The organism is Actinomadura kijaniata (assembly GCF_014138665.1).
Classification (GTDB): Bacteria; Actinomycetota; Actinomycetes; order Streptosporangiales; family Streptosporangiaceae; genus Spirillospora; species Spirillospora kijaniata.
This window is the reverse complement of the sequence record NZ_JACJIA010000003.1, coordinates 679,033-700,756: the sequence shown is the minus strand read 5'-3', so window position 1 is coordinate 700,756 and position 21,724 is coordinate 679,033. Positions and strand designations below refer to the sequence as shown.

Here is a 21,724-nt window from a genome sequence, read left to right as displayed (position 1 = left end):
GACCTCACCCACTGTTCCTCCCACCACGGGCCGGCCTCCACATCCACACCGTGTACTCGGCCTCGTCGTCGGCGTAGAGCACGCCCTCGGTCAGCTCCATCTCCATGCCGACCTCCAGGTCCTCCACCCCGACGCCCGGGACGACCTGCCCGAGCACGACCATCCGTTCGGCCTCCAGCTCCACGGCCGCGACCGTGTACGGCCGGAACGGCTCGGGCGACACGTACGGGGGCGGCGGCTTGTACCGGGAGTCGGCGTAGGACCAGATCCGGCCCCGGGGGGAGAGGGCGTGTTCCCCCAGCTCGGAGCCGTCCCTGGGGCCGGTGCAGCCGGGGTTGCGGCAGGCCAGCTCGTTGCGGGGGAAGTAGGGGGTGCCGCAGGCGGCGCAGCGGGTGCCCAGCAGCCGCACCTCGCCGTCGGCGGTGGTGAACCAGCCGTCGACGGCCGGGCGCCGCCGCCCGCCTGCCGGGACGTCTGTCGGGGGAGTGGTGCTCACGCAGCCTCCAGGGGGAGGGAGGGGGCCTACCGGCGCAGCTTACCAACCAAGCGTACGCTCAAGTCCAGTGCGGGTCTTCTCAACCGCCTCTCACCGCTCTCTCATGGATTTCTCATCTGGGATCCCTGCCATGGGGACACCGCGAACCCGAGGGAGAGACCATGGGCAGGAAGTTCATCACCGGGGTCGCCGTCGGCGCGACGGCCGCCGGGATCGCCGGAGGGATCATCGCCGGGGTCCCGGCGCTGGCCGCCGACCCCGCCCCGTCCCCGACGCGATCGGCCGAACGCCCGCACACCGAACGCCCGCACGCCGAACGGCCGGGCCGGGGCGCGTTCGGCGCGCTGCACGGCGAGTTCACCGTCAAGGACAAGGACGGCAGGTACGTCCTGCGCGACGTGCAGCGCGGCCAGGTCACCGCGGTGTCGGAGACCTCGCTGACGGTCAGGAGCGAGGACGGCACCACCTGGACGTGGACCGTCAACGGCGACACCCGCGTCGCCCGCAACGAGAAGATCACCTCGCTCAAGGCGGGCGACACCGTCCGGGTCGCCGGCACCCGCAGCGGCGAGACCCGCACCGCCGCGTTCGTCGGCAAGCCGCCCGCCGACGGCGACCGCAAGAAGGGCGACCGGCGCGGCCACGGGCACTGGCGCGGCGACGGCGAGCGGCCCGGCCCGCAGCGTTCCTGAGCGCCCTCGGACTCCGCCGGTCACCCGGGCTCCCCCGGTCCGGGTGACCGGCGGACCCGCGGGCGCACCCCGGCGGCGGCCACCGCCGCGACCGCCAGCGTCGCCAGGACGTACAGGCCCGTCCCGGTCCAGGCCCCGCCCTCGAACGCCACGCCGCCCGCCGACCCGCCGACGCTGCTGCCCAGGTAGTACGCGAACAGGTACAGCGCCGACGCCTGGGCCCGCGCCGTGCGCGCCCGCAGCCCGACCCAGCCGCTGGCCACCGCGTGCGTCGCGAAGAACCCGCAGGTGAACAGCAGCAGCCCGAGCGCCACCGCCGGCAGCCACGGCGGCAGCGTCAGCAGCAGGCCCGCCGCCGCCAGCCCGACCGCGCCCAGCAGCACCGGCCGCCGCCCGGCCCGGTCGGCCAGCACGCCCGCCCGCGCCGAGGCCACCGAGCCCGCCAGGTTCGTCACCGCGATCAGGCCGACCACCGCCTGCGGCAGGTGGAACGGGGCCTCCAGCAGCCGGTAGGACAGGAAGTTGTAGACGGTCACGAAGCCCGCCATCGCCATCAGCGCGACCACGTACAGCCGCCGCAGCCCCGGGTCCCGCAGGTGCGCCAGCAGCGGCCGGTAGTCCACGCGCGAGGGCCGGAAGCCCCGCGACGGCGGCAGCAGCACCCAGAACGCCACCGTGAACGCCAGCGCGACCAGCGCCGTCACCGCCAGCGCCCACCGCCAGCCCGCGAAGTCGGTCGTCACGCCCGGCACGAGCCGCCCCAGCACCCCGCCGATCCCGGTGCCCGCCACGTACCGCCCCATCGCGCCGCCGAGCCGCTCCCGGGGCACCTCGTCGGCCAGGTACGCCATCGCCACGGCGGGCACCCCGGCCAGCGCGACCCCCTGCGCGGCCCGCGCCGCCGCCAGCGCCCCGAACGTCGAGCACAGCGGGATCAGCAGCCCGACCAGCACCGACGCCGCCGACGACCACAGCATCACGCGGGTGCGCCCGTACCGCTCCGACAGCGAGCTGACCGGGATCACCGCGAGCGCGACCGCACCGGTCGCCAGCGACACCAGCAGGCTGGCCCGCGCGGGCGACACCGCGAACGCGCCCGACAGCTCCGGCAGCAGCGCCTGGGTGCAGTACAGCGACATGAACGTGGTCAGCCCCGCCGCGAACAGCGCGAGGTCGATCCGCCGCGGATCGGCGGAGGAGCGAGGGACGCCGACGGCGGGGACGGGGGAGGCGACGGACATGGCAGCCAGCCTCCGCCCGCCTGCCCTGATGCGTCCAATGATTCTTTCCTCGGAAACCGATGCGCGATATGCATGACGGTATGGACCTGCAGACCGTGCGCTGGTTCCTGGCGGTCGCCGAGCTGGGGCACGTGACGAACGCCGCCGCCGAGCTGCGCGTCTCCCAGCCCGGCCTGTCGCGCGCCCTCGCCCGCCTGGAACGGGAGCTCGGGTACCCGCTGTTCGACCGGGTGGGCCGCGGCGTCGCGCTCAGCCCCTACGGCAGGGTGTTCGCCGGGCACGCGCGCCGCCTGGTCGCCGAGGAGGAGGCCGCCCGCCGCGCCCTCGCCGAGGCCGCCGACCCCGGGCGCGGCGAGGTGTCGCTGGCGTTCCTGCACACGCAGGGGCCGTCGTTCGTGCCCGACCTGATCCGCCGGTTCCGGCGCGACCACCCCGGCGTGACGTTCCGGCTCAGCCAGGACCGCGCCGGGCCGATCACCGCCGCCGTCGCCGGGGGCGCCGCCGACCTCGGCATCACCAGCCCCCGCCCGGACGGCCCGGCGCTGGCCTGGCACCCGCTGGTCACCGAGCCGCTCCTGCTCGCGGTGCCCGCCGACCACCGGCTCGCCCGCCGCGCCCGGGTGCGGCTGCGCGAGGTCGCGGACGAGCCGTTCGTGGCGTTCCGGTCCGACGCGGGACTGCGGCCGATCTTCGAACGGATGTGCGCGCACGCCGGGTTCCGGCCGCGCATCGCCTTCGAGGGGCAGGAGGTCATGACCATGCGGGGCCTGGTCGCGGCCGGTCTCGGCCTGGCGGTCCTGCCGCCGCCCGAGCCCGGCGAGCCCGGCGAACCCGACGCGCACGGCGTGCGGCACCTCGCGCTGGCCGAGCCGGACGCGTTCCGTGAGATCGGCCTGACCTGGGCGGACGGGCGGACCCTGCGCCCGGCGGCCGAGCGGTTCCGCCGCTTCGTCATCGCCGGGCCGAACCTGCCCCGCCAGGTAACTGACTCGTAAGTCACTTCGGTACAGTGCAACCGAGCCCGATTCTGTCGTGGCGACGCCACATCTCTAAGGAGTGCGCATGCGGACCGGACTGCAGGGGAAGACCGCGTTGATCACCGGGGCGTCCCGGGGCATCGGAAGGGCGACGGCGTTCGCGCTGGCCGCCGAGGGCGCCAACGTCGTGCTGTCCTCGCGCAAGCAGGAGGCCCTGGACAAGGTGGCCGCCGAGATCCGCGCCGCCCACCCGGACGCGGGCGTGCTGGCGAAGGCCGCCCACGTGGGCAGCGCCGAGCAGGCCGAGGCGTGCGTGGACGCCGCGGTCGCCGAGTTCGGGGCGCTCGACGTCCTGGTCAACAACGCGGGCACCAGCCCGCACTTCGGCCCGATGACCGAGATCACCCCGGCCGCCGCCGCCAAGACCGTCGAGGTCAACCAGTTCGCGGTCGTGCAGTGGACCCAGCTCGCCTGGAACAGGTCGATGAAGGACAACGGCGGCGCGGTCATCAACGTCGCGTCGGTCGGCGGCATGGTCACCGAGCACGGCATCGGCTACTACAACGCCACCAAGGCCGCCGTCATCCACATCACCCGCCAGTTCGCCATGGAGCTGGCCCCGAAGGTGCGGGTGAACTGCATCGCGCCCGGCCTGGTCAAGACCGACCTGGCCCGCGCGCTGTGGGAGGCCAACGAGGAGCAGATCGCCGGGTACATGCCGCTCGGCCGCCTCGGCGAGCCCGAGGACATCGCCAACGCCGCCGTCTTCCTGGCCGGGGACGCCTCGTCCTGGATGACCGGGCAGACCATGGTGGTGGACGGCGGGTCCGTCATCCGGCCGTCGATCGCCTGAGACCGAGGAGACCGCCATGTCACGCTGGGGACTGACCGTTCCGATGACCGGCCTGCCGCTGGCCGGGCACCGCGAGATCGTCGAGAGCCTGCCCGGCCTCGGCTACACCGACGCCTGGTCGGCCGAGACCAACGGCACCGACGCGTTCACCCCGCTGGCCCTGGCCTCGCAGTGGGCCCCCGAGCTGCGCCTCGGCCCGGCGATCGTGCCGGTCTACACGCGCGGCCCGGCGCTGCTGGCGCAGCAGGCCGCCACCCTCGCCGACCTGGCCCCCGGCCGGTTCGTGATGGGCATCGGCACCTCCTCCGACACGATCGTGCAGCGCTGGAACGGCATCCCGTTCGACGAGCCGTACCGGCGCGTCCGCGACACCCTGCGCTTCCTGCGCCGGGCGCTGGCGGGGGAGAAGGTGAAGGAGGACTACGACACCTTCTCGGTCAAGGGCTTCAAGCTGGAGACCCCGCCCGCCTCCCCGCCGCCGATCGTGCTGGCCGCGCTGCGCCCCGGCATGCTGCGGCTGGCCGCCCGCGAGGCCGACGGCGCGATCACCAACTGGCTCGCGCCCAAGGACGTGCGCACCGTGCGCGGCGAGCTCGGCGACGACAAGGAGCTGATCGCCCGGCTGTTCGTGTGCCCGACCGACGACGCCGAGGAGGCCCGCGCGATCGGCCGCTGGATGATCGCCGCCTACATGACGGTGCCGGTCTACCGGGCGTTCCACGAGTGGCTGGGCCGGGGCGAGGCGCTGCGCCCGATGAACGAGGCGTGGGCCGCCGGGGACCGCAGGAAGGCCCTGGAGGCCATCCCCGACGAGGTGGTGGACGACCTGGTCGTGCACGGCTCCCCGGAGGCGTGCCGGGCCCGCGTCCGCGAGTACGTGGACAGCGGCCTGACCACCCCGGTGCTGGCGGTCGTCCCGGGCGGGAACCTGTCCCCGGCCGAGGCCGTGCGCGCGCTGGCCCCGAACGCGGACTGACCCTCCGGCTCCCGCGGGGTACCGGCCGGACCGCCGATTGGTACCCCGCAAAAGGGAGAAAAAGGGCGGCTGCCGACAACTTTCGATCTTCCCGTGGCGTCTGATCTGCCGGACGCCGGTGATCACCAGATCCCGGCGTCCCGGTGCGCGACGCGAACGACGGGGGCGGATGATGACTCTTCTCGGCTGGCCGCTGCTGGTCCTGCTGGTGGTGCTGGCGGTCGCGGCCCCCGCGGGCTGCCTGCTGGCGTGGGGACGGCTGCGGGGCCCCCGGGCCGTGCGGCTGCTCGGGCGCCTCGGGCTGATCGCGGTCTGCCAGACCACCGCGCTGCTGCTGGTCGGCGTGGTCATCAACCGCAACCTCCAGCTCTACGCCTCCTGGGACGACCTGCTCGGCACCGGCGCCCGGGACGGCGAGATCCAGGCCATGGGCCCGCCCGACCGGGGCCCGCACGACGGCGGCAGCGTCGGCGGCGGCAGGCAGGGGACCGGGCCGTTCCGCATGGACCGCCGCACCCGCACCTACCGGGCGATCGTGAAGGGGCCGAAGTCGGGCGTCACCGGCGAGATCCGCGTGTGGCTGCCCAAGGAGTACGCCGACCCGGCCCACGCGCACCGGAGGTTCCCGGTGGTGGAGCTGTTCCCCGGCTTCCCCGGCACGCCGTCCACCTGGTTCATCGGCATGCGCGGCGGCGACCAGCTCGCCGAGGCGGTGAAGCGGGGCCGGGGCCGGCCGGCGGTCCTGGTCGCGCCGATGATGACCGTCCAGCCGGGCCGCGACACCGAGTGCAGCGACATTCCCAAGGGCCCCAAGGTCGCCACCTGGCTGACCGACGACGTCCGCGAGATCGTCGCCCGGCACTTCCGGGTGCGGACCGACGGCCCCGCGTGGGCGGCGATGGGCTACTCCACCGGCGGGTTCTGCGCGGCCAAGCTCGCCACCCAGCACCCGGGCAGGTACCGCGCGGCGGTCAGCATGGCGGGCTACTTCCGGCCCACCGCCCCCGACCTGCTGCGCGACCCGAAGACCGAACGCGCCAACAGCCCCCTGACGCTGGTCGGCAGGCACCCGGCCGTGGAACTGCTGCTGGCGGGCAGCCGCGAGGATCCCGGCACGGTCGCCGCCATCCAGGAGCTGCTGCCCAAGGTGAAGCAGCCGACCAGGGCGTTCACCTACATCGTCCCGACCGGCGGCCACAACATCCAGGTCTGGCAGCGCATGCTGCCCAAGGCCTACTCCTGGCTGGCCGAGCGCCTTCCCGCCCCCTCCTGACAAAACGATCTTCAATCGGCGTTCACGGAAGGGTCACCGGGGATCCCTACCGTCGTTCCACCGCCCGCGGGCGGCACGGGACGACTGGGGGCGGGGGATGGGGCTTCTGGGCTGGCCGCTGCTGGTCCTGCTGGTGGCGCTGGCGGTCGCGGCCCCGGCCGGGTGCCTGCTGGCGTGGAACCGGCTGCCCGGGCCGCGCGCCGCGCGCGCCGCCGCCCGGCTCGGGCTGATCGCGACGTGCCAGGTCACGGCGCTGCTGCTGGCCGGGACGCTGATCAACCGCGGCCTGCACCTGTACGCCTCCTGGGACGACCTGCTCGGCTCCGGCGCGACGGCCGGCGGCGAGATCCAGGCGGTCGGGCCGCAGGGCGGCGGGACGCGGCGCGGGTTCGGGCCGTTCCGGTACGACCGGCGCAGCCGCACCTATGTCGCGCGCCCCGTCGGGGCGGCGTCGGGCGTCCGCGCCGAGGTGCGGGTGTGGCTGCCGAAGGAGTACTCCGACCCCGCCCACGCGGGCCGGCGGTTCCCGGTCATCGAGCTGTTCCCCGGCTTCCCGGGCTCGTCGTGGACGTGGTTCGGCGCGATGCGCGGGGCGGACCGGCTCGCCGAGGCGCTGCGCCGCGGGCAGGCCCGGCCCGCGATCCTGGTCGCCCCGACGATCACCGTGCAGCCGGGCCGCGACACCGAGTGCAGCGACATCCCGGGCGGCCCCAAGGTCGCCACCTGGCTGACCGAGGACATCCACCGCATCGTCACCGGGCACTTCCGCGCCCTGCCCGACGCCTCCGCGTGGGCGGCGATGGGCTACTCCACCGGCGGGTTCTGCGCGGCCAAGCTCGCCGCCCGGCACCCGGACCGGTACCGGGCGGCCGTCAGCCTGGCGGGCTACTTCCGGCCCACCTCCCCGGACCTGCGGCGATCCCCGGCGCTGGCCCGCGCCAACAGCCCCGTCGAGCTGCTGGCCTCCCGTCCCGCCGTGGACCTGCTGCTGGCGGGCAGCCGCGAGGACCCCGGCACGGTCACCGCCATCGACGCGCTGCTGCCGCGTGTGAGGCCGCCCACACGGGCGTTCACGTACATCGTCCCGACCGGCGGTCACAACGTCCGGGTATGGCGGGACATGTTGCCCCGCGCGTACGCCTGGCTGGCACAACGCCTCCCCGGCCCCTCCTGAGGCCGAGGTTTAGGGGTGGGACGGGCGGGGCAGGGCAGCGCGCGTCCGACCCCGAACGACGGAAGACATGAGGGAGCAGACCATGCTCACGTTGACCGACGGTGCCGTCCAGGTGATCCGCACCGTGACCGCCAACCCCGAGCTTCCCCCCGAGACCGGCATCCGCATCGAACCCGGCGTCAACGGCTCCGACGCGCTGCGCCTGTCGGTGGCCGCCGCGCCGGAGGCGGGCGACCAGATCGTCGAGGAGGAGGGCGCGCGCGTCTACCTCGAACCCGAGGTGGCGCAGCTGCTCGACGACAAGACCCTCGACGCCCAGGTCGACCAGCAGGGCGAGGTGGAGTTCACCATCGCCGGGGGTGACGCGGTCTGACGGGGGCCGGCACCGCCCGCGGTAGCGCCGTTCCGGCGCCCCTGGTCCGTTCCCCGTTCGACCAGGAAGCCCGAACGGCGTGAAGCGCGGCGCCGGCGCGTCCGCGCCGGCGCCGCGCGTTCCGGCCCGGCTCAGTCCGGGAACGACGGGTGCGGGCCGAGCGCCCAGTACTCGTAGAGGCCGTAGCCCGTCGTCTCGGCCGTGGGGCCGCCGCCGTCGACGTACTCGTACCGGGCCACCGCGTCGATCATTCCCCACATCCGCGCCGCGTCGTCGGGCTTGCGGGCGTCGTAGGCGACGCCCTGCACCTTCGGCTCCGGCCCCTGGTACATGCCGTGCTTCCAGTCCGGTTCCAGGCCGTAGCCGGTGCCGAGCATCATGTGGACCGGCAGGATCGGCGTCGCGCGGATCTCGAACGGCTTGCCGCCCGGGGGACCGAACGCGATCGTCGCCTCCACCACGTCGCGCGTGCCCTCGGCGTAGACCGGGTGGTACTCGGGGCGGCCCAGGTACTCGGGGTCGCGGCCCTCCTGCGGCCACACCCGGACCGCCTCCTCCAGCACGCGGCGGCCCTTCTCGTCCTCCTGGATGATCGCCAGGACGGAGTGGTCGGCGAACTGGATCGGCGTGTAGAGCCAGTAGAACGTCCCGGCGTTCCTGACCTGGATGCCCGGCGGCTCCGGCTCGCCGACCGGGCGGATGCCCCAGGAGCGGTCGCGCGAGCCCCACCAGCGGTCGGGGGTGACCTCGATCCGCTCGCCGTCGACGGTGAGGTGGCCGGACCAGCGGCCGGTCTGGGCGAGGCGGCGCGAGTCGAACATGACGCGCTCCTGCCAGCGCACGTAGTGCGGCGGTTCGAGCTGGGCGGGGATCGAGCCCTCCCACGTCAGGTCGAACGCCAGCCCGTGCTCGTCGTCGTCCAGCGTGACCCGCAGCCGCCGCAGGCCCTCCAGGACCTCGACCCGGAACGGCCCCACGGTCGTGTCCATCCGGTCGAGGCCCAGCTCGCGGGAGGCGCGCACCACCCGGTGGAGCGGGCCGCGCCGCAGCAGGGCGTAGGCGTCGGTGACGCCGAGGTTCGGGTACTGCCCCATCCCGATGATCAGCATGAGGTCGTCGGAGCAGGGGTGGACGTTGAAGTAGTAGCGGTCGTAGAAGTTGCGGTCGGAGGTGGCGACGTGCCGCATCACCTCGGGGGCCTGGTGGATCGGGTAGTCGTCGAGCGGGGACAGCGTCACGGGGCGTCCTCCAGGATGCGGGCCAGCAGCCGGGTGCAGTTGTTGTCGTGCGGGAACGCGTCGCCCGGCTCGATCCACCCGAAGTCGATCATCGCCTGGCCGATCCGCGCCATGATGCAGGAGAACTTGAAGCCCGACAGGACCTCGTAGTAGCCGAGGTCCCGCACCGGGCGGCCGAGCAGCGCCTCGTAGCGCTCGACGGTCTCGGCGTGCGAGGGGAAGCCCTCCAGCCGGGGGAAGCCGATGCCCTCGGAGTGGTGCCGGTCCAGGAACAGGAACCAGGCCAGGTCCTCCTCCGGCGCGCCCAGCACGGCCGTCTCCCAGTCCAGGACGGCGACCGGCACGCCCTTCTGGAAGATCACGTTGCCGATGCGGGCGTCGTTCCACAGCAGGACCGGCGGGTCGGGCTCGCCCGGCCGGTGCGCGCGCAGCCACTCCAGCGCGCGCGCCGCGACCTCCTGCGGGCCGCCGTAGGCCCAGCGCAGGTAGTGCTCGTAGTAGTTGAGGCGCTGCTCCAGCCCGGTCGCGCCCCACTCCGGCCGGTCGAGGAAGCGCAGGCCGAGCGCCCCGACGTCGAGCCGGTGGATCCGCGCGACGATCTCCAGGGTGGACCACCACATCGCGGCCCGCTCCTCCGGCGGGACCTCGGTGACCCAACCACCGGAGTGGTAGGGCGGCATGTCGGTGGGGACCCGCCCCTCCAGCCGCCCCATCACGAAGAACGGCGCGCCCAGCGGCTCGGGGGACGGCTCGTACCAGCGGATCGGCGGGACGGGCACGTCGGTGCGCTCGTCCAGGATCCGCATCAGCCGGTACTCGTCGGCGAAGCGCGGCTCGGGGAAGATCTGGTACCGGGCCGGGGCGACCCGCGCCACGAACGGCTCGTGGCGCCCGGTGCCGTCCGGATCGGTCCAGGCCGCGTCGAACATCAGCGTCTCGCTGGAGAAGCCGCTGGTCTGCGGCGTCTCGATCATGGGGATGGACACCCCCGGCAGGTGCCGGTCCAGCCACCGGGTCAGGATCGCGCGGGTGACCTCGGGATCGCGTTGGTCGGGAACGGGCATGCGCGGCCTCCTCGCCACCACACCTGAAAGTAGAACGTGTTCTATCAACGGGCGGGGGCCCGGTCAACGGCCCGATCCGGCCGCCGCCCGCCCGAGCTGCGCCTATAACGGACCCGGCGCCCGCCGACCGTTTCGGCATGATTCGGCGGTGGGCCGTGACCTGCGCCGCGACGCCGGCGTGCGAAGATTCCGCGTATGCGTCTCACCAAGCTCGGACACGCCTGCGTGCGGCTCCAGAAGGACGACCGGACCCTGGTCATCGACCCCGGCGCGTTCAGCGGGGCGGCCGAGGCCCTCGCCGCCGCCGACGCCGTCCTGATCACGCACGAGCACTTCGACCACTTCGACGCCGACGCGCTCCGCAAGGCCATGGCCGAGGACCCCGCGCTGGAGGTGTGGACCTCCCGCGTCGTCGCCGAGAACCTCGCCGACCTCGGCGGACGCGTCCACCAGGTCGGGCACGGCGACGCCGTCACCGTCGCGGGCTTCGAGATCCACGTCTACGGCCGCGAGCACGAGATCCTGCGCCCCGACGTCCCGCCGATCCCCAACACCGGCTTCCTGGTCGACGGCGAGGTCTTCCACCCCGGCGACGCGCTGACCGTCCCCGACGAGCCGGTCCGCACCCTGTGCCTGCCCGGCAACGCCCCCTGGATGAAGATCCCCGAACTGTACGACTACAGCGCCGAGGTGAACCCCGAGCGCGCGTTCGTCATCCACGACGGCCTGCTCAACGACATCGGCCTGAACGTCATGAACACCCACGTCGGCGCGGCGGGCGAGCGCATCGGCCGGGAGTTCCGGCGGCTGGCCCCCGGCGAGTCGGTGGAGCTGGGCGCCGCGTGACCGAGACCTTCCCCGACGGGTTCCCCGCCACGGCGAACCGCCCCATCCAGGCCGTCTTCTTCGACATCGGCGAGACCCTCGTCAACGAGGGCGAGATCTACGGCCGGTGGGCGGACTGGCTGGGCGTGCCCCGGCACACGTTCCTGACCAAGCTCGGCGCGCTGCTGGCGACCGGCGGCACCCACCTGGACCTGTTCGAGTACTTCAAGCCGGGCTTCGACCTGGCCGAGGAGGAGGCCAAGCGCGCCGCCGCCGGGGTGCCCAACGGGTTCGGCCCCGCCGACCTGTACCCCGACGCCCACGACTGCCTGGCCGGGCTCCGCGGGCAGGGCCTGTTCGTGGGCGTGGCGGGCAACCAGCCCGTCGGGGCCGAGGCGCAGTTCGCCGCGCTCGGCCTGCCCTACGACGTGCTCGGCATCTCCGACGTGTGGGGCGTGGAGAAGCCGTCCCCGGAGTTCTTCGAACGCTGCGCCCAGCTCGCCGACGTGCTGCCCGACCACGTCCTGTACGTCGGCGACCGCATCGACAACGACCTGCGCCCGGCGCTGCGGTTCGGGATGCACGCGGCGTTCCTGCGGCGCGGCCCGTGGGGCCACATCCAGGAGGACCCCGGGGCGCTGGCGGAGGCGACGTTCGTCCTGGACGACCTGACCGGTCTCCCGGACCTGGTCGCCGCCTACAACTCCCCGGACCGACCACTAGGGGACATCCCTTAATTCCCAGGTAGTGGGGGCGAACCAGCCGTTAGGCCGATTCGTGGCGGGTAGGTGCTCCGTAGCGTGGAAGACGTCGACGAGACACCGAAGAGACATCGACCCGACACGAATCGGAGTGAACATGAACGGCCTCTACCGCCCGCGCGACGGACGCATGATCGCAGGGGTGTGCGCCGGCCTGGCCCGCCGGTTCGGCATGTCGGCCACCGTGGTCCGCATCCTGTTCCTGCTGTCCTGCCTGCTGCCCGGCCCCCAGTTCATCGTCTACGCGGTCCTGTGGGTCATGCTCCCGAGCCAGGACCGCCACCACGCCCGCACGCACTGACCGACGCGACACCGCGGCGAACCGGGGGCTCCCTCCGGGTGGCCCCCGGGTCCGGCCCGACGGGCCGGACACGGGGGCACGGTCGTGCGTTGACGCTTTGCGGCGTCGGTGGATCCAACTGAAGAGGCGGGGCAGGGGCGCTTCGCGCTCGACGAGGTTCGAGGCTCTGCGATCGATGATCGCGGCCTGGCGTCGGGCGGGCCGCGGTTCGCACCAACGGGAGGGTGCGCGCGGGGGGCGGCGGGATCGGGCGACGCCTCGACGGATGTTCCGGTTTGACTGTTCTCTGGATGATCAGGTGACAGGCTTCCCCATAGGTACTTAGATCGGGCGAGGCAGTCTCTATCGCAGGGAAGGAGCGGACGTGCCCGACCCCGCCGACTCCCGGCTGCTCCGATTCCTGCGCGACCTGGCCCGGGCCCGGCGCGACCGTGCCGGGCCGGGAACCGAGCCGCAGGTGTACTGGCTGGCCGACCTGCCCGGCGACGTGCGCGTGAACGACGACGCCGGGCCGGGCGAGACGCTGTTCGCCGTCCCGGCGGGCCCCTGGCGCGGCCCGCTGTCGGAACTGGCCGCCCGGGGCGGCGCGGCGGAACTGGCGACCGGGCTGCTGGCGTGGCGGCCCGACGAGGGGCCCGCGGTGCGCGGGCACCTGCTGACCACGCCCGTCCGGGTCGTCGCCGACGCGCGGTCCGGACGCCTCGACGTCGTCCTGGACGGCCCCACCCGGCTGCGCGACCGCGAACTGCTGGCGGGCCTGCCCGGGTTCCGGCCCGCGCGCACCGACTGGGTGTGGGACGCGGTGCGCGACGGGCAGGGGTTCGGGCTGCGCGCGTCGGCGTCGGACGTGCTGCGCAAGTGGTGCGCGGTGGCGTTCCGGGACCAGACGGTGGCGTTCCGGGAGGACTGGACGGCCCCGGTGGGCCCGCCGCCGTCCGCGCCGCTGCTCCGGCTGGCGCCCGCCCTGGTGGTGCGGCCGGGGACGCTGGCCGACCACTACGCGGGCCTGGCGGCGGAGCGGGAGACGCCGCCGGGGGTCGCGGCGTTCCTGGAGCCGGGGGCGCGCCCGCCGGTGCTGCACGTTCCCGAACGGACCCCGCAGGTCGTCGCGGACCTGCTGGCGGGCCTGCTGGCACGGGGACTGCGGGTGCTGGTGGCGACCGACGCCGACCTGGGGGACGCGCTGCACCCCCGGGTGGCGGTGCTGTGCGATCCGGGGGCGTTCCCGCTGCGGGGCGAGCCGGAGCCGGTGGACGCGCTGGTCCGCCGGGAGGGGGAGGCCGCGCAGGTCGTCGCCGAGCTGAAGGAGCGGCTGCGCCTCACCGAGGACACCGGCGACTGCGACCTCGGCCCCGGCTACCGGGGCGACCGGGCCGCGCTGGCCCGCCGCATCGCCGCCGAGGCCGACCGCTTCGACTGGCTGCCGCCCCGCCCCGACCTGCCGACCACGCCGCCGCTGACCGCCGCCGAGGCCGCCGAGCTCGTGCGCCTGATGGCCGACACCGGCGAGGACCGCACCCGCCACCGCGACGTGGACCCGCGCGCGCTGCCCGGCGCGCCCTACGTGCGGACGCTGATCGAGGCGGAGGCGGCCGCCGCCGCCGAGGCGGAACGCAACGAGACCGACCTGTCGCGGCGGCTGCGCCGCTGCGACGTGGCGCTGCTGGCGCGCCTGGACGTGCGGGCGACGACCGTGCGCAGCGCGCTGCGCGACCTGGGGCTGGCGGGCCATCCGGGCGGATGGGACGACGCGGACCACGCCGCCCGCGCGTTCACCGACGCCCTGGCCCACCGCCGCCCCGCCGTGTGGGCGCGCGTCGCCGAGCTGGCCCCCCAGGCGGAGTGGGCCGAACGCGCCATGGCCTCCCTCGGCGACCGTCACGTCGAGATCCCCCCGGACGAAACGCACCTGCGGCACCTGGTGGCCTCCGCCCAGGAACTGCGCGCCTACCTGCTGGGAGGCGGCACCCTGAAACGCGGCCCGCTGCGGCCCACCGTGCAGCGGAACGCGGAGACCCTGCTCACCTCGGTCACCGTGAACGGCGAACCGCCGACCACCCCCGAACGCCTGGAGGCGGTCCGCACGCACCTGTTGGTGCGGATGGCCTGCCAGGAGTTGCAGTACGTGTGGGAGGCGGCGGGGGTGTCGTTCCCGGCGGACGTGCCGCTGCCGGACCGGGTGACGCGGTTCGCGCGGGCGCACGCGAGGCTGGCGCGCGTCCGCGACGTGCTGCCCGCGATCGAGGAGTCGACCGAGCTGCTGCGCGAGGCGGGCCTGAACATCGCGCTGACGCACCCGTTGCAGTGGCACGCCTACACGGCGGCGCTGGAGAACGTGCTGCTGGCCCAGGGCGTGAGCCGGGCGGCGGCCGACCTGGCGGCCCTGCGGGACTCCATCGGCGCGACCCCCGACGACCCGCCCGAGCTGCACCGCGCGCTGGCGGCCGTCGAGGCCCGCGACGCGGAGGCCTACGGCGACGCGCTCATCGACCTGGCGGAGGCCCGCCGCACGCGCGCCGCCCAGCTGCGCCGGGCGGACCACCTGGAACGGCTGGCCGCCGTCCACCCCGAGCTGGCCGACGCGCTGGCGGTGCCGTCGCCGGAGTGGCCGTCCCGGGCGGAGCACTGGGACGAGGCGTGGGCGTGGGCGCACGCGGCGGGCAGGCTGGCGGCGATGTCGCGTTCCCCCACCGAGGCGCACCTGCGCCGGGCGCTGGCGGAGGCGGAGTCCCGGCACCGCGACCTGGTCGCGGCCCGGGCGTGGAACGCGCACCTGGAGAAGGCCGCGTCCCCCGCCCGCCTGGTCCCGCTGTGGCGGGTGCCGGGGACGGTGGCGCCGGGGGAGACGTTCGACGTGGTGATCGTGGACGGTGACGAGGACACCGGGGCCGAGGCGCTGTTCCTGCTGTGGCTGGCCCCCCGCCTGATCCTGGTGGGCCCGGAGTCCACCGACCTCCCGGCCCCCGACACCCCGGTCCCGGCGGACGCTCTGCCCGAGGACCTGCGCGGGGTGGTCACCCCGACGACCTCCCTGTTCACCCTCCTGAACGCCCGCTTCACCCCGCCGGACCGGCCCGCCCCCGCGAACGTCGAACCGGTGAACGTGCCACAACAACGCGCCGCGCCGGAACCCACCGTCCCCCGCCACGCGGAAGCGGAGCGCCCCGCCCGGGAGCACGCCTTCCCCGGCCGCGTCGAACACCCCGCACCACGTCACGCCACGCGCGACCACCCCGACACGGAACCCGAACGTTCCCCCCGAAAACACGCCGCACCCCGCCGCCTCCCACCAGAGCAGCCCACCCCCGACCCCGAACGCAACCCACCAGCTCCCCCCAACCCACGACACGCCGCCCCGGAACGCGCCGCCCCGGAACGCGCCGCCCCTGAGCGTGGCGTGCCTGAGCGTGCGACGCCGGAGCGTGGCGTGCCGGAAAACGCTGCCCCGGGACGTAGTTCTCCGGAGCGTGCGACGCCGGAGCGTGCCGCGTCGGGTTCTTCCCGGCCGAGGCATTCCGGTCCGGAACGTGCGGTGTCGGAACGTGCGGCGCCCGAAGGCGCTGCGCCCGAAGGCGCTGCGCCCGCACGTTCTGGGCCGGGGGCCGCGGGGGAGGGGTTCGTGCGGCGGGGGCAGTCGATCGCGTTCTACCGGCGGGACGACCTCGTCGAGCTGGCGCGGCGGATCGGTGAGGCGGGGCCCGCGCTGAGCGACGAGCAGATCATCGAGACGGCGCGGCGGATGCTGGACTGTCCGGCCGACGAGGAGATGCTGGTCGAGGCCCGGTTGCGGTTCGCCGTGCACGCCTACCGGGGCGCGGCGGGGCGGTAGGCGGCGTTCCGGGTCAGGGGCGCGCCCCGTCCGGCTCCGGCGGCGTTCCCCGGTCGAGCAGGGTGTCGATCATCTCCTGGAGGCGGGCGCGGCCCATCGTGCCGAGCGCCCCGCCCAGCGCCTCGGCGAGCCTGTCGAACGGGTCCTCCACCGCGATCTCCGCCAGCTTCTCCGCGAGTTCCCCCACCTCCCACAGCCCGTCCTTGTGGACGCCGGGCCCTCGCGACCACCCGTGGTTGAGGACGACCGAGCCGCCCCGCACCGACAGCACCTGGCCGGTGAGCGGGCACTCCGCGCTCGCCAGGTAGGCGGCCACGGGCGCGCAGGCGGCCGGGGCCAGGGGGTCGAACCCCGCCGCGGGCTTCCGCTCCATCCCGGGGACGCCGACGGTGAGGCGGGTGCGGGCCATGGAGGGCGAGAGGCAGTTGACCCGCACGCCGTACCGGCCGAGTTCCAGGGCCGCCACGGTCGTCAGCGCCGCGACGCCCGCGTTGCCCGCCGCGTAGGAGGCCTGCGTGGGCAGCGGGTTGAGCAGGCCGGAGCCCGAGGAGGTGGTGACGACGGCCCGGTCGGCGCGCACGCCCTCGCGGTGGCGGTCGCGCCAGTGGCGGGCCGCCCAGCGCGTCACCGCGAACGTCCCCTTGAGCTTGACGGCGAGCACGTCGTCGAAGTCGCGTTCCGACAGGTCGGCCAGGCCCCGGTTCCGTTCGATGGCCGCGTTGTTGACCACGACGTGCAGGTCCCCGAAGGCGTCCAGGGCCGTGTCGACCATGGCGCGGGCCCCGTCCCAGTCGGTGACGCTGTCGGTGTTGGCGACGGCCTGCCCGCCCCGCGCGACGATCTCCGCCACGACCGAGGCCGCGATCCCGGTGTCGCCGCCGCTGCCGTCGATGGCCACGCCGGGGTCGTTGACGACGACCCGCGCGCCCTCGGCGGCGAAGAACAGCGCCTCCTCCCGGCCGATGCCGCGCCCCGCCCCGGTGACGAGGACGACGCGCCCGTCCAGGCTGCCCATACCGATCACACCCTCCCACTCGCTTCACTTGATGTATTAATACATTGCATGAAGTGAGTGCGGAGGGCAATAGGATGCCGGGCATGGCGGAGACCCCCGGTTTGCGGGAGCTCAAGAAGCGGCGCACCCGGCAGGCGCTGGTCGAGGCGGCCGTGCGCCTGTTCGAGCGCAAGGGGTACGAGGGCGTCACCGTGGCCGAGATCGCCGCGGCCGCCGAGGTGTCCACCCGCACCTTCTTCCTCCACTTCCAGGCGAAGGAGGACGTGCTGTTCGCCCACGCGGACGTGCGCGTCGACCTGGCGGTGGCGGCGATCGCCGAACGCGGCCCCGGGGAGCGCCCGGCCGACGTCCTGCTGCGCGCGACCGAACGGATGATCCTCGAAGCCTGGGACGGCGGCGACCTGTCCGGCGGGCTCGCGGCGCTGCGGGTGCGGCTGGCGGCCTCGGTGCCGGCGCTCCAGGCGCGGCTGCTCCAGCGCTACCTCGGCGCGCGGGCCGAGCTGGCGCGGGCGCTGCGCGAGGCGTTCCCGGACGAGCTCGACGAGGTCACCGCGTCGGCCCTGGTCGGCGCGATGGTGGGCGCGGTCGGCGCCGCCGCCACGGCAGCGCTGGAACGCGGCGACGGCCCCGCCGAGGTGCGGGACGCGATGCGGCGGGGCATGGAACTGGTGGCCCGGTCCCTGCCCGCCTGACGCCGGGCCGTGGCGGTCGGTGACCGAGGGGGGACACTCCGCTGACCTGGGTTGATATCGGGGCATTCAGTTCTGTTACATGAGTGTTGACCGGAACCCCTGGCTGGTTACGGTTGGCGGCATCCGGTCGTGTTCTGTGTAGAGAGGCTGTCGTGGAAATGCCGCACAGCGTCGATTTCGACATCCAGCACCCGCATTCGGCGCGTATCTGGAACTACTGGCTGGGAGGCCGGGACAACTACCCCGTCGACCGGACCGTCGGCGGCCAGATGCTCGCCCTCTTCCCGGAGATGGCCGACATCGCCCGCGCGGCCCGGGCCTTCCTCGGCCGGGCGACCCGCCACCTGGTCGGCGAGCGGGGCATCCGGCAGATCCTCGACATCGGCACCGGGCTCCCCACCGCCGACAACACCCACCAGGTCGCCCAGCGCATCGCCCCCGAGACCCGCGTCGTCTACGTGGACAACGACCCGATGGTGCTGGCCCACGCCCGCGCCCTGCTGACCAGCACCCCCGAGGGGGCCACCGAGCACATCGACGCCGACGTCCGCGACCCCGCGTCCATCCTGGAGTCGGCCGCCCGGACCCTGGACCTCGCCGAGCCCGTGGCGTTGATGCTGCTCGGCGTCATCGGGCACGTCGCCGACGAGGAGGATCCGCAGGGCATCGTGCGGGAGCTGGTCGCGGCGCTGGCCCCCGGCAGCTTCCTGGTGGTCAACGACGGCACCAACGTCCTCGGCGCGCGGCCGGCGGCCTCGGCCGACGAGACCGCCCGGGCCGCGGCGCTGCGGCTGTACGCGCAGTCGGGGGCGGTGCCCTACGTCCCGCGCAGCCCCGAGTTCATCGCCCGTCACTTCGAGGGCCTGGAGCTGGTCGAGCCGGGCGTGGTGTCCACGACGCTGTGGCGGCCCGACCCCTCCCCGGGCGAGCGGCCCCGCGAGGTCGACTCGTTCTGCGGGGTGGCCCGCAAGCCCTGAACATTCGTGGAATGAAGCGTTCCGTTCTGCTAACCTGGAACGGAACGATTTGTTCTGCATTGGAGGCGGGATGGACGTGCTCGACCGGCGGACGCTCAACCGGGCCGCCCTCGACCGGCAGCTGCTGCTCACGCGTTCGGACATGCCCGCCCTGGACGCCGTCGCGCGCCTCGTCGGCGTCCAGGCCCAGGACCCGAACGTCCCCTACCACTGCCTCTGGACCCGGCTGGCGGGTTTCCGGCAGGAGGACCTGACCGCGCTGCTCTACGACCGGTCCATCGTGCGGTCCTCGTTCCTGCGCGCCACCCAGCACATCGCCACCACCGACGACTTCCTGCGGATGCGGCCGCTCGTGCAGCCCGCCGTCCTGCGCGGTCGGCAGGCGGCGTTCGGGCGGGTCACCGCCGACTGGGACCTGGACGAGCTGGCCGCCGCCGCGCGCGAGGCGCTGACCGGACGGACGCTGACCCGCCCCCAGGTCGCCCGCGCGCTCGCCGAACGCTGGCCCGACCGCGACCTCCAGGCCCTCGGCTGGTCGGTGCAGGCCCTCGTCCCGGTCGTCCACCCGCCGCCCAGCGGGACGTGGAACACCCGGGGCGCGACGCCGTTCGCCCTGGTCGAGGAGTGGACGGGCCGCCCCCTGGCCTCCGGTCCGCGGCCCGACGAGCTGATCCGGCGCTACCTGGCGGCGTTCGGGCCGGGCTCGGTGAAGGACTTCCAGGCGTGGTCGGGCATGCGCCGGATGGACGGCGACTTCGACCGGATGCGCGGCGAGCTGCGGACCTACCGGGACGGGAACGGCGTCGAGCTGTTCGACCTGCCGGACGCCGAGCTGCCCGACCCCGGCGTCCCGGCGCCGGTGCGGTTCCTGCCCGACCTGGACAACCTGCTGCTGGCCTACCACGACCGCACCCGCGTGATGACCGTCGAGCAGCGCAAGGTCATCTGCGTCGGGGCGTGGGTGAAGGCGACGATGCTGGTGGACGGGCGGGTGCGCGGCGTCTGGCGGGTCGAGCGCGACCGGAAGGCCGCCCGGTCCACCCTGCGCGTCGAGCTCTTCGAACCCCTCCGCGACACCTCGGAGGCCGAGGCGGAGGGGGCGCGGCTGCTGGCGTTCACCGCGCCCGACGACGAGCACGACATCCGTTTCGCGCCCCTGGAGCGGTAGGCAACCGCTAACCTCCCGCTATGACCCGGATCCTCACTCGCTTCCTGGACGGCCGAGTATGCGCCTACCTCCCCGAGGGTGAGGGGCCGCTGGAGCCGGTGGCGGTCTTCCCGGTGGCGCCGGGCGCGGAGCCGTGCGGGCACGACGCCGCCCCCGACCTGGAGCACGCCGTCTACGCGACGCGGCACGAGGTCGTCTGCGTCGGCCGCGACGGAACCGAGCGGTGGCGGTACGACCTGCTGCCCCGCTCGACCGAGCGGTACGGGCACAGCCCGGACTGCGCGTTCTCCCGCGACGGCGCGGTGGTGTGGCTGTACCGGCCCGACGCCTACGCGGGGCGCGGCGGCCCCGACCGCTGGGTCGTGCTCGACGCCGCCACCGGCGCGGAGATCGACGGGGTCGAGCTGGACTGCGCCGGGCACGGCGGTGTCCAGCTCCGGCATCCCGACGGCGTCCACGTGCTGCTCGACGTCGGGGAGGGGCAGGACGGGGTGCGCGTCTACCGGGGGTCCCTCGTCGACGGCCGGCTGGAGACGACCGCCTACCCGTGGGACCACCGCAGCCTCATCGACCTGTCCCCGGACGGGCGGCGCTTCATGACGGTCGACCACGGCCGGGCCGACGCCGCCTTCCACGACGGCCCCGATGGGAAGCAGACGCTGGAGCTGGCCGTCGAGGTCTTCGGGCACGACCCGGACGAGGCGTCCGTGGAGTGGAGCGGCGGCTTCCTCGACGCCGGCACCGCGATCGTCACCATCAGCGAGGACGAGGAGGGGCGGCACCACCACTACCTGGTCGACCTGCGTACGGGCGGGGTCGTCGAACGCCTCGAAACGCACGCGCGCACGCCCTACGACCTCGAACTCCCGGGGGACGGCTCCTGGGTGACCTCCGACGAGCAGGGCCGGCCGGTCCGCCGGACGCGACGGTGAGGCCGTACACGGGCCCCGCCGACCTGCGGGCCATGCAGGAACTCGCGCGCCGCCTCCCCGACCCCCGGCTCCATCCCGGCGAACTCGCCTGGTCCCGCTTCCAGCACCTCGGCCGCGAACCCGAATGGCGCACCGCCCTCTGGGAGGAGGACGGCCGGGTGGTCGCGTGGGGCTGGGCGCGGCCCGGCCAACTGGACCTCCAGTACGACCCCGCGCGCCCGGAGCTGGCCGACGCGGTCCTGCGCTGGTCCGACCAGGTCATGCCCGGCGGGGAACGCGAGGTGACCGCGCTGGACACCGAGACGCCGCTGATCGAGGCGCTGCGGCGGCACGGCTACCGGGAACGCCGGGACGGCCCGTTCTTCGTGTCCATGCGGCTCGACCTGGCGGACCTCGCCGCCCCGAAGGCGCCGGACGGCTACACGCTCCGTCCCGTGCGGGGCGAGGAGGACGCCGGGGCGCGGGCGGCGGTGCACCGGGCGGCGTTCTCCCTGCCGGGCCACCCGCCCTCGCGGGTCACCGCCGAGAGCTACCGGCAGGTGATGCGGGCGTGGCCGTACCGCGCCGGGCTGGACTGGCTGGTGGAGGCCCCGGACGGGACGCCCGCCGCGTTCTGCCTGGTCTGGCTGGACGGCGGCGCGGCCGTCCTGGAACCGGTCGGCACCGATCCCGCCCACCGGCGGCGCGGCCTGGCGAGCGCCGCGATCCTGGCCGCGCTGCGCGCCGCCCGCGACCTGGGCGCGACGACGGCCCGCGTGACCGCGCGAGGCGACGACGGCCACCCGTCCGCCCGCGCGACCTACGCGTCCCTGGGCTTCCGCGCCCACGCGAGAACCCTGACCTTCACCCACCCCTGACCACCCACAC

At 74.6% G+C, this 21,724-nt stretch carries 21 protein-coding genes; 16 read left to right on the top strand and 5 right to left on the bottom strand.

Annotated elements, in window-relative coordinates:
- Positions 1-4: 4 nt before the first annotated feature.
- Entirely contained in the window at positions 5-496 is a 492-nt protein-coding gene (locus tag HNR61_RS15460) for a Zn-ribbon domain-containing OB-fold protein (protein ID WP_182843806.1), read from the bottom strand.
- Positions 497-657: 161 nt separating this feature from the next.
- Here HNR61_RS15460 and HNR61_RS15455 point away from each other — a divergent pair, with 161 nt between their 5' ends.
- A complete protein-coding gene (locus HNR61_RS15455) occupies positions 658-1,188 on the top strand; it encodes a DUF5666 domain-containing protein (RefSeq protein WP_182843805.1) in 531 nt (176 codons plus the stop codon).
- Between the two features lie 20 nt (positions 1,189-1,208).
- Here the strand turns inward: HNR61_RS15455 and HNR61_RS15450 are convergent, their stop codons facing one another.
- Positions 1,209-2,429, bottom strand: a complete 1,221-nt coding sequence (locus tag HNR61_RS15450) for an MFS transporter (protein WP_182843804.1) — start codon at positions 2,427-2,429, stop codon at positions 1,209-1,211.
- An 80-nt stretch (positions 2,430-2,509) separates the two neighbouring features.
- Between HNR61_RS15450 and HNR61_RS15445 the strand changes: the two genes are divergently transcribed.
- The 6 genes from HNR61_RS15445 (at position 2,510) to HNR61_RS15420 (ending at position 8,055) form a co-directional block, all read left to right on the top strand.
- Positions 2,510-3,424, top strand: coding sequence for a LysR family transcriptional regulator (locus tag HNR61_RS15445; protein ID WP_182843803.1), 915 nt, complete (start codon positions 2,510-2,512; stop codon positions 3,422-3,424).
- 67 nt (positions 3,425-3,491) lie between these two features.
- Complete coding sequence (locus tag HNR61_RS15440; protein WP_182843802.1) at positions 3,492-4,259, top strand: SDR family oxidoreductase; 768 nt, start codon at positions 3,492-3,494, stop codon at positions 4,257-4,259.
- Between the two features lie 16 nt (positions 4,260-4,275).
- Positions 4,276-5,235 (top strand): LLM class F420-dependent oxidoreductase, encoded by a 960-nt coding sequence (locus HNR61_RS15435; RefSeq protein WP_182843801.1) that lies wholly within the window; start codon positions 4,276-4,278, stop codon positions 5,233-5,235.
- Positions 5,236-5,404: 169 nt separating this feature from the next.
- Entirely contained in the window at positions 5,405-6,508 is a 1,104-nt protein-coding gene (locus HNR61_RS15430) for an alpha/beta hydrolase (RefSeq protein WP_182843800.1), read from the top strand.
- 97 nt (positions 6,509-6,605) lie between these two features.
- Positions 6,606-7,682 carry an alpha/beta hydrolase gene (locus tag HNR61_RS15425; RefSeq protein ID WP_182843799.1) on the top strand — a complete coding sequence of 359 codons (1,077 nt, stop codon included), beginning with the start codon at positions 6,606-6,608 and terminating at the stop codon, positions 7,680-7,682.
- An 82-nt stretch (positions 7,683-7,764) separates the two neighbouring features.
- A complete protein-coding gene (locus HNR61_RS15420; RefSeq protein ID WP_182843798.1) occupies positions 7,765-8,055 on the top strand; it encodes a Fe-S cluster assembly protein HesB in 291 nt (96 codons plus the stop codon).
- Positions 8,056-8,186: 131 nt separating this feature from the next.
- On the opposite strand, the gene HNR61_RS15415 is transcribed toward HNR61_RS15420, so the two are convergent.
- Positions 8,187-9,293, bottom strand: a complete 1,107-nt coding sequence (locus HNR61_RS15415) for an Rv3169 family protein (protein WP_182843797.1) — start codon at positions 9,291-9,293, stop codon at positions 8,187-8,189.
- On the bottom strand, positions 9,290-10,357 hold the full coding sequence (locus tag HNR61_RS15410; RefSeq protein WP_182843796.1) for a phosphotransferase family protein: 1,068 nt from the start codon (positions 10,355-10,357) through the stop codon (positions 9,290-9,292). Before HNR61_RS15410 ends, HNR61_RS15415 begins: the two co-directional genes overlap by 4 nt.
- 195 nt (positions 10,358-10,552) lie before the next feature.
- Between HNR61_RS15410 and HNR61_RS15405 the strand changes: the two genes are divergently transcribed.
- The 4 genes from HNR61_RS15405 (at position 10,553) to HNR61_RS15390 (ending at position 16,073) form a co-directional block, all read left to right on the top strand.
- Positions 10,553-11,203, top strand: a complete 651-nt coding sequence (locus HNR61_RS15405; RefSeq protein WP_067813719.1) for an MBL fold metallo-hydrolase — start codon at positions 10,553-10,555, stop codon at positions 11,201-11,203.
- Positions 11,200-11,919: an HAD family hydrolase gene (locus HNR61_RS15400; RefSeq protein WP_182843795.1), complete on the top strand. Its 720-nt coding sequence runs from the start codon at positions 11,200-11,202 to the stop codon at positions 11,917-11,919. Before HNR61_RS15405 ends, HNR61_RS15400 begins: the two co-directional genes overlap by 4 nt.
- A 121-nt stretch (positions 11,920-12,040) precedes the next feature.
- On the top strand, positions 12,041-12,244 hold the full coding sequence (locus HNR61_RS15395) for a PspC domain-containing protein (protein ID WP_067813713.1): 204 nt from the start codon (positions 12,041-12,043) through the stop codon (positions 12,242-12,244).
- 364 nt (positions 12,245-12,608) lie between these two features.
- Positions 12,609-16,073, top strand: a complete 3,465-nt coding sequence (locus HNR61_RS15390) for a hypothetical protein (protein WP_182843794.1) — start codon at positions 12,609-12,611, stop codon at positions 16,071-16,073.
- Between the two features lie 13 nt (positions 16,074-16,086).
- Here HNR61_RS15390 and HNR61_RS15385 read toward each other — a convergent pair whose 3' ends face one another.
- Positions 16,087-17,088 carry an SDR family NAD(P)-dependent oxidoreductase gene (locus tag HNR61_RS15385; RefSeq protein ID WP_182843793.1) on the bottom strand — a complete coding sequence of 334 codons (1,002 nt, stop codon included), beginning with the start codon at positions 17,086-17,088 and terminating at the stop codon, positions 16,087-16,089.
- A gap of 83 nt (positions 17,089-17,171) precedes the next feature.
- Between HNR61_RS15385 and HNR61_RS15380 the strand changes: the two genes are divergently transcribed.
- From HNR61_RS15380 to HNR61_RS49920, 5 genes are all read left to right on the top strand, one after another.
- Positions 17,172-17,780 (top strand): TetR/AcrR family transcriptional regulator, encoded by a 609-nt coding sequence (locus HNR61_RS15380; RefSeq protein ID WP_182843792.1) that lies wholly within the window; start codon positions 17,172-17,174, stop codon positions 17,778-17,780.
- A 158-nt stretch (positions 17,781-17,938) separates the two neighbouring features.
- Positions 17,939-18,757: an SAM-dependent methyltransferase gene (locus tag HNR61_RS15375; RefSeq protein WP_182843972.1), complete on the top strand. Its 819-nt coding sequence runs from the start codon at positions 17,939-17,941 to the stop codon at positions 18,755-18,757.
- 70 nt (positions 18,758-18,827) lie between these two features.
- Positions 18,828-19,925 (top strand): winged helix DNA-binding domain-containing protein, encoded by a 1,098-nt coding sequence (locus HNR61_RS15370; protein WP_182843791.1) that lies wholly within the window; start codon positions 18,828-18,830, stop codon positions 19,923-19,925.
- 20 nt (positions 19,926-19,945) lie between these two features.
- Positions 19,946-20,857 (top strand): WD40 repeat domain-containing protein, encoded by a 912-nt coding sequence (locus tag HNR61_RS15365; protein ID WP_182843790.1) that lies wholly within the window; start codon positions 19,946-19,948, stop codon positions 20,855-20,857.
- Positions 20,854-21,714, top strand: coding sequence for a GNAT family N-acetyltransferase (locus HNR61_RS49920; RefSeq protein WP_220509329.1), 861 nt, complete (start codon positions 20,854-20,856; stop codon positions 21,712-21,714). The genes HNR61_RS15365 and HNR61_RS49920 overlap by 4 nt, the downstream gene beginning before the upstream one ends.
- The last annotated feature ends 10 nt before the right edge of the window (positions 21,715-21,724 follow it).